The sequence below is a fragment of the Polaromonas sp. P1_G2 genome, from assembly GCF_056405515.1.
In genome coordinates, this window is record NZ_JBFUBY010000196.1 from 1 (window position 1) to 7787 (window position 7787).

The 7787-nt window shown below is 64.6% G+C and carries 7 protein-coding genes; 5 read left to right on the forward strand and 2 right to left on the reverse strand.

Going from position 1 to position 7787, the window contains the following annotated elements:
• The 5 genes from AC1D0P_RS18005 to AC1D0P_RS18025 form a co-directional block, all read left to right on the forward strand.
• The coding region (locus AC1D0P_RS18005; protein WP_477678002.1) for a glycine cleavage T C-terminal barrel domain-containing protein at positions 1 to 783 on the forward strand (783 nt) is incomplete at its 5' end.
• Positions 784 to 821: 38 nt separating this feature from the next.
• Complete coding sequence (gene gcvH / locus AC1D0P_RS18010; protein WP_477678003.1) at positions 822 to 1187, forward strand: glycine cleavage system protein GcvH; 366 nt, start codon at positions 822 to 824, stop codon at positions 1185 to 1187.
• 65 nt (positions 1188 to 1252) lie between these two features.
• Positions 1253 to 4147 carry an aminomethyl-transferring glycine dehydrogenase gene (gene gcvP / locus AC1D0P_RS18015; RefSeq protein ID WP_477678004.1) on the forward strand — a complete coding sequence of 965 codons (2895 nt, stop codon included), beginning with the start codon at positions 1253 to 1255 and terminating at the stop codon, positions 4145 to 4147.
• 36 nt (positions 4148 to 4183) lie between these two features.
• Positions 4184 to 4939, forward strand: a complete 756-nt coding sequence (locus tag AC1D0P_RS18020) for a sulfite exporter TauE/SafE family protein (RefSeq protein ID WP_477678005.1) — start codon at positions 4184 to 4186, stop codon at positions 4937 to 4939.
• Between the two features lie 112 nt (positions 4940 to 5051).
• On the forward strand, positions 5052 to 5495 hold the full coding sequence (locus tag AC1D0P_RS18025) for a lysozyme inhibitor LprI family protein (protein ID WP_477678006.1): 444 nt from the start codon (positions 5052 to 5054) through the stop codon (positions 5493 to 5495).
• A gap of 123 nt (positions 5496 to 5618) precedes the next feature.
• Here AC1D0P_RS18025 and AC1D0P_RS18030 read toward each other — a convergent pair whose 3' ends face one another.
• Entirely contained in the window at positions 5619 to 6389 is a 771-nt protein-coding gene (locus AC1D0P_RS18030; protein ID WP_477678007.1) for a transglutaminase-like domain-containing protein, read from the reverse strand.
• A gap of 131 nt (positions 6390 to 6520) precedes the next feature.
• Entirely contained in the window at positions 6521 to 7675 is a 1155-nt protein-coding gene (locus AC1D0P_RS18035) for a mannitol dehydrogenase family protein (RefSeq protein WP_477678008.1), read from the reverse strand.
• Positions 7676 to 7787: the final 112 nt, after the last annotated feature.

The window sequence follows — 7787 nt, forward strand, 5'->3', positions numbered from 1 at the left end:
ATCGTCAACGGCGCCTGCAAGGTGGGAGACATCGCGCACATCCAGGCCAAAATCGGCTCGCGCTGCGAAGTCATTCCCATGCCCGAGATGGCGCTCCTGGCCCTGCAAGGCCCGCAGGCCGTCAACGCGCTGCAGCGCCTGGCGCCCGGTGTCGAAAAACTGGTGTTCATGACCGGCGGGCGCTTCAGCGTCGCCGGCTGCGACTGCTTCCTCACGCGCAGCGGCTACACCGGCGAAGACGGCTTTGAAATCTCCGTGCACGCCTCGCAGGCCGAAACGCTGGCACGCGCGCTGCTGGCCCAGCCCGAGGTCAAGCCCATAGGCCTGGGCGCACGCAACTCGCTGCGCCTGGAAGCGGGCCTGTGCCTCTACGGCAACGACATCGACACAACGACCACGCCGATCGAAGCCAACCTCAACTGGGCCATGCAAAAAGTGCGGCGCACCGGCGGCGCGCGCGCGGGCGGCTTCCCGGGCGCGGACAAAATCCTGGCGCAGCTGGCCGACCCCGCCACGCTGGCCCGCAAGCGTGTGGGCCTGGTGGCGCTGGAGCGCGTGCCCGTGCGCGACCACACCGAACTGCAAAGCACCGACGGCGCTTCAATAGGCGAAGTCACCAGCGGCCTGCTGGGCCCCACGATCAACCAGCCGGTCGCCATGGGCTATGTGAAGCCCGAATTCGCCGCCCTGGGCACGCGCATCAACGCCATCGTGCGCGGCAAGCCCGTGCCCATGGAAGTCGCGGCCATGCCTTTTGTCCCCAACCGCTACTTCCGCGGCTGACCCCTGCCATCCCCACCCCTTAACCCCTGGAGATTCTCATGACCGTCAAATACACCGAAGACCACGAATGGCTCAAGATTGAGGGCGACATCGCCACCGTCGGCATCACCGTGCATGCGCAGGACGCGCTGGGCGACGTGGTGTTTGTGGACCTCCCAGCCGTGGGCACGACCTTCGCGCAAAAGGAAACCGCCGGCGTCGTCGAGTCGGTCAAGGCCGCCGCCGACGTCTACATGCCTGTGAGCGGCGAAGTGACCGCCATCAATGAAGCCCTGAAGGACGACCCGTCCCTGGCCAACAGCGACCCCATGGGCGCCGGCTGGTTCTTCAAGATCAAGCTGTCCGACCCATCGCAGCTCAACGCGCTGATGGACGAGACCCGCTACACCGCCTTCTCGGCCTGATTTTTTTCCGATCTTTTTTCTCTGTTTTCTGACTCCTGGCTGCCAAGCCTGACACGGGACCCGACATGTTGATGCAAACCGCCAAGCCCCTGGGCGACCTTGAAAACCCTTCCGAATTCATCGCGCGCCACATCGGCATTGACGAGACCGACGAAGTCCACATGCTCAGCATCGTGGGCTCGGCCTCGCGCCGCGAGCTGGTCGAAGGCATCGTTCCGCGCTCCATCGCGCGCAGCACGCCCATGGCCATCCCGGCCCCGGTCACGGAAGCCGCCGCGCTCAAGCAGCTGAAAGCCATCGCGGCCAAGAACCAGGTGTTCAAGAACTTCATCGGCCAGGGCTACTACGGCACCTGCACGCCGGGCGTGATCCTGCGCAACATCCTCGAGAACCCCGCCTGGTACACGGCTTACACGCCTTACCAGGCCGAGATTTCGCAGGGCCGCATGGAGGCGCTGATCAACTTCCAGACCATGGTCTGCGACCTGACCGGCATGCCGATCGCCAACGCCTCCATGCTCGACGAGGCTACCGCCGCCGCCGAAGCCATGACCTTGGCCAAACGCAGTGTCAAAAGCAAGAGTAATGTCTTCATCGTGGCCGGCGACTGCCATCCGCAGACGATTGAAGTGATCCAGACCCGCGCCAAGCCGCTGGGCATCGAGGTCAAGGTCAGCACGGCGTCGGCCACCCTGCCCCTGCTGATGGCCGAGGGCGACTACTTCGGCGTGCTGGCCCAGTACCCGGCCACCACCGGCAGCATCCACGACCTGCGTCCGCTCGCGGGCCAGGCCCACGTCGACGGCGCGGCCCTGTGCGTCGCAGCCGACCTGCTGGCGCTCACGCTGCTCACCCCGCCCGGTGAATGGGACGCCGACATCGTGCTGGGCAACACCCAGCGTTTCGGCATGCCCATGGGCAACGGCGGGCCGCACGCGGCCTACCTGGCCTGCCGCGACGAGTTCAAGCGCTCGCTGCCGGGCCGCCTGGTCGGCGTCAGCGTCGACAGCCACGGCAACCCGACCTACCGCCTCGCGCTGCAGACGCGCGAGCAGCACATCCGCCGCGAAAAAGCCACCTCCAACATCTGCACCGCGCAGGTGCTGCCGGCCGTCATCGCCAGCATGTACGCGGTCTACCACGGCCCGCAAGGCTTGAAGCGCATCGCCGAACGCGTGGCGGCCTACACCGCCGTCTTTGTGCGCGGCCTGCAGGAACTCGGCTATGAAATCACCAATACCGGCGCTTTTGATTCCGTGACGGTGAAGACCGGCGAGGCGACCAATGCGATCGCCGAGCGCGCGCGCCAGGCCGGCGCCAACCTGCGCTTTCGCCTGAACAACCACCTGGGCGTGTCGCTGGACGAAACCACCAGCCGCAAGGACATCGAACTGCTCTGGTCCTTCTTCGCCAGGCCCGGCCAGACGATTCCCGTGGTCAGCGCTTTCGAAAAAGGCGTGGAATCGCTGATCCCCGCCGAGCTGCGCCGTACGACGGCCTTCCTCACGCACCCGGTGTTCAACACCCACCATTCCGAAACCGGCATGCTGCGCTACATCCGCATGCTGAGCGACAAGGACCTGGCCCTGGACCGCAGCATGATCCCGCTGGGCAGCTGCACCATGAAGCTCAACGCGACCAGCGAGATGATCCCCATCACCTGGCCCGAGTTCGCCAACATCCACCCCTTCGCGCCCGCCGAGCAGTTGCAGGGCTATGCCGAACTCGACAAGCAGCTGCGCGACTGGCTGTGCCAGGCCACCGGCTATGCCGGCATCAGCCTGCAACCCAACGCCGGTTCGCAGGGTGAATACGCGGGCCTGCTGGTCATCAAGGCCTTCCACGAAGCCAAGGGCCAGGGCCACCGCAATATCTGCCTGATTCCCTCGTCGGCCCACGGCACCAACCCGGCCAGCGCGCAGATGGTGGGCATGACCGTTGTTGTGACCGCCTGCGACGCGCAAGGCAACGTCGACATGGCCGACCTGAAAGCCAAGTGCGAACAGCACAGCGCCAGGCTGGCCTGCGTGATGATCACCTACCCGAGCACGCACGGCGTGTTTGAAACGCAGGTGAAGGAACTCTGCGCGATGGTGCACAGCCACGGCGGCCGCGTCTACGTGGACGGCGCCAACATGAACGCGCTGGTCGGCGTGGCCGCGCCGGGCGAGTTCGGCGGCGACGTGAGCCACCTGAACCTGCACAAGACCTTCTGCATCCCGCACGGCGGCGGCGGCCCGGGCGTGGGCCCCGTGTGTGTGGTGGCCGACCTGGTACCTTACCTGCCCGGCCATGCGACGGCCGGCATTCCCGTCAACGGCGTGGGCGCCGTTTCGGCCGCCCCCCTGGGCAACGCAGCCGTGCTGCCCATCAGCTGGATGTACTGCCGCATGATGGGCCCCGAGGGCCTGACCCAAGCCACCGAGGTCGCCATCCTGAGCGCCAACTACATCAGCTCACGCCTGAAAGACCATTACCCCACGCTTTACGCGAGTGAAAACGGCCACGTGGCCCACGAGTGCATTCTCGATTTGCGCCCGCTGAAAGAAACCAGCGGCGTCAGCGCCGAGGACGTCGCCAAGCGCCTGATGGACTACGGTTTTCACGCGCCCACGCTGAGCTTCCCCGTGCCCGGCACGCTGATGGTCGAGCCGACTGAAAGCGAAACCCTGGCCGAACTGGACCGCTTCATTGACGCGATGATCGCGATACGCGACGAGATCCGCAAGATCGAAGCCGGGCAATGGCCGCAGGACAACAACCCGCTCAAGCACGCCCCGCACACCGCAGCCAGCCTGCTGGGCGCCGACTGGGACAGGCCTTACTCGCGCGAGACCGGCGCCTTCCCGCTGGCTTCGCTCAAGCTGGTGAAGTACTGGCCGCCCGTGGGCCGGGTCGACAACGTCTACGGCGACCGCAACCTGTTCTGCAGCTGCGTGCCGGTGAGCGACTACGCTTAAAACGCTTCTCTTGCTCCACGCCACTTTGCCCGCCGCATGGACGCCACGCTCGTCCTGATCATTGTGGGCGCGGCGGCGGCGGGGTTTGTCCAGGGCCTGTCGGGTTTTGGCTTCAGCCTGGTGGCCATGTCTTTCTGGGCCTGGGCCATAGACCCGAAACTGGCGGCTGTCATGGCCGTGTTCGGTGGGCTGACAGGCCAGGTCATGGCGGCCTTCACGGTCAGCCGCAATACTGACTGGAAGCGCCTGCTGCCATTCCTGGCAGGCGGCCTGCTCGGGCTGCCATTGGGTTTACTGTTGCTGCCGCGGCTTGACGTCCAGCTGTTCAAGCTGTTTCTCGGCGTGCTGCTGGCGCTATGGTGCCCGGCCACGCTGTTTTCGGGCAAGCTTCCGCGCATCCACCATGGCGGCCGCATCGCCGACGGCATGATAGGCGCCGCTGGCGGTTTTATGGGGGCCCTGGGTGGCTTCAGCGGTGTGATTCCAACGCTGTGGTGCACGCTTCGGGGCTACGAGAAGAGTGCCCAGCGCGCCGTCATCCAGAACTTCAACCTGGCCGTGCTGACGGTCACCATGGCCAGCTATGGCGCCGCCGGCCTGGTCACCCGCGAGACGCTTCCCATGCTGGCCATCGTGGCGCCTGCCGCGCTGATTCCCGCCTGGCTGGGTGGACGGGTTTACATGGGCATCAGCGACCTGGCCTTTCGCAAGCTGGTGCTGAGCCTGCTGACCTGTTCGGGCCTGGCGATGCTGGTGTCATCCGTGCCGGGCTTGTTGGGGCGGATGGGTTAAGACGCTGGACCGTGATGGCCCTCCTCTATTCGGAGGGCGGGCACTGAACAGAACGCCACCTAGAATCGTGATGCTCAGATAGTGGTCCATCTATTGGAGGGGGAAATTCCAGATGTACAAGCTCTTGTCGAACAACGCGCTGCATTACACGCTTGACATGGGGTCCCGCGCTTCCATATCCACACACGTTCTTGCCCTCGTGTTGTACCTCGCACCCGGCGTCATCTTTGCCCAGCCGGTTTGCAAAACCGACCCCTTGTCGATGGAATGGTGTGAAGCCACTATTGCTGAATACGAAAAAGGTGAGGCGGACAAGAAACTCAATGAAACTTATAAAAAGTTCATTGCTCATCTGAATGGCGATACCAGGCAAACCTGGATAAATGCGCAGAGAGCCTGGGTTAAATACTTTGAGATGCATTGCAGCGCTACAGTGGCAATCCATGCAGGGTCAGCAGCGACGCGCGCTTACACCTATCACACGTGTTTGAAGAAACAAATCATTCAACGGACTCAAGAACTCAAATCCTGGTGTCAAACAGATGAATGCAAATAATCGTTCTACCTGTTTGCACCAGCGCGCGCTGCCTGCCGCATCCAAGCTCAAAGTACTAGCGCTCACGTGTGCGGGGCTATTTTTGCTTGGTGCGTCACAAAATAAAGTTGGGCGCAGCGCATTTCAATTAAAACGGGAGCCGGCCCGTAGCTCGCGAATGGCCCGCATCATGGTGGGCGCCAGCATATTCCATTGCAGGGCCCGTACCGACCGGCGGTAACGCAGCCCGCTGGCCCGCAGGGATTCCGACACCAGTTCCAGGGGATCGCTCACCACGCACAGAAGCCGCGTGAGCATGGGGTCCTGGTCGGTAGGCACGCCGCCGAGAAAGGCGTCGTTCTTCCCGTCCCACAGAAGCTGGGCATTGATATGGATGCCCCAGCCGCATTCCCAGCCGTTCGCCTGCAGGCGTTCACGGGCGGCAGCCACGTATTCGGCATCGAAAATGTAGGTGTCGGTACGCACCCAACGGCCCAGCCAGATTTCCGCCAGCGGGCGCGCAGCCGGCGTGGCTCTGGGGATCAGGCCGCGCAGCATCTCGCCGCGCATCTCCATGTAGCGCAATCGCGCCGGGATGCCGGCAGAGCGCATCAGTGCGATCAGCAAGGTCGCCTTGTCGTCGCCGTCGCCCCCGCGCGCCTCGAGTACATCGCGGGCCGTCGGGTACTGCAGCTTGACTCTCTTGGTATAGGGCAGGCGCTTGACGAAGCGATAGATGGCCAGTGCCTTGTCCCTGTCGGTGCGGCACAGCTGGACAAGCGCGCGAGCCTTCAGACGCAGCTTGGAGTCGTCCAGGTCCAGCAGGGGCGTCGTGCCTAGCCAGTCCTGCGGCCGGTCACTGGCCTTCTTATTCAGCCGGCGGGGCGGATCGAGTTGTGCGGCTAGTGCCACCATGGAACCACCAACGGAGTGAATGGTTCACGCATCGTAACCCCGAGAGGTGCAATTGTGGCGAATTTCGGCAGGCGTGAAGACTCATGGCGTTGGATGTTGCGCCGCAGCATGTATTCAAAGGCCGCGTGCCCTCACCCCAACCCGCTCCCAGAGGGAGAGAGAGCAAGAACATCTCCGGCCAAGGCATTGCGCAGCTGGGTCTGTGCGATGGGCAGTTGCAGCGCCACGGCGCGCTCCACCACGGGTGCCAGTCGGCGCAGCTTCTTCTGCGCGTGGTCCTTGGCAATGTCGGCCAGGCGGTGTTCCAGAAACGGGTTGAGCAGACGGTCGCGCAATTCCACCAGGTAGGCGCGGGCCTCGGGGCCTGTGCCCTCGGCGTCAAATACCGGCAGCACCTCGTCGGCCCAGACGGCCTCCAGTGGGATGCGCAGCGCCGGGGTGTGCATGGCCTGCACCACGGTCATGTCCGCGGCACCGCCCAGCAGCTGCCAGCGTTCGGCCAATATCGTGTGGCCCAGGTTCAGCAGCCAGAGCTTGCGTTGCTCGAAGGGTGCCAATGCATCCGTCACCACCATGGCCGGGTGGCTGCAAGGAAGCACCATGCGCGGCTGGCGTTCGACGGCCCACAGCGCATAGGGCTCGGCCACCGCACCGGCGGGTTCCAGCGGAGACGACACGATGCGGTCCACCAGTGAATTGACCCACACGCAGTGCTCCCGCACATAACGAAGAAAGGCGGGCGTAGCGCCCCAACCCTGTGCCAGCGTGGATACCAGGTCGCGCAGTGTGTCACCGTTGCGGCTGACCAGTTCGCAGGGGTACAGCGTCAGGGCAGCCTCCGGCTGCTGCTGCCAGCGGTGGTGCAGAAGCGCCACCAACTTGGCTGGATAGCTGCGAGGCGCCGTCGTGGGGCTATCCAGCAGCGCCGCGGTGTCGGCGTCGTCCAGCACATAGCCCGTATCCGCGGTGTTGGAGATGACGGCCTGCACGGTGGTGGCCATGGCATCGCGCAATTGTGTCCAGTCGCGGCGGGCATGCCAGACGGCCTGGACTGCGTTGACCTGCACGGTTTCCTCGATACGCCGGCCGTGTTGCATGCCGCGCAATTCCACGCGGTAGCCATGTGCCAGTGCCGCGGCGCGCGCACTGCTCTGCGGGCTGTCTGTGCTCTGCACGACGGTGATGCCCCCCAGTGCCTGGCCTTGGGCCAGGGCCTGGGACACAAACAGGTCCGCATGCGCCTGCAGAAAGCGCCCGGTGCCGAACTGGAGGATGGGCGTGCTCAAGCGGGGGCTCCGGTCAGCATTCGATCAGCGCCTTGACGACGCCCTGCGTGGGGTCCAGCAGGGTGGCGAACTGGGCGGGTACATCGGCCAGGGCCATGCGATGGGTGTTGAG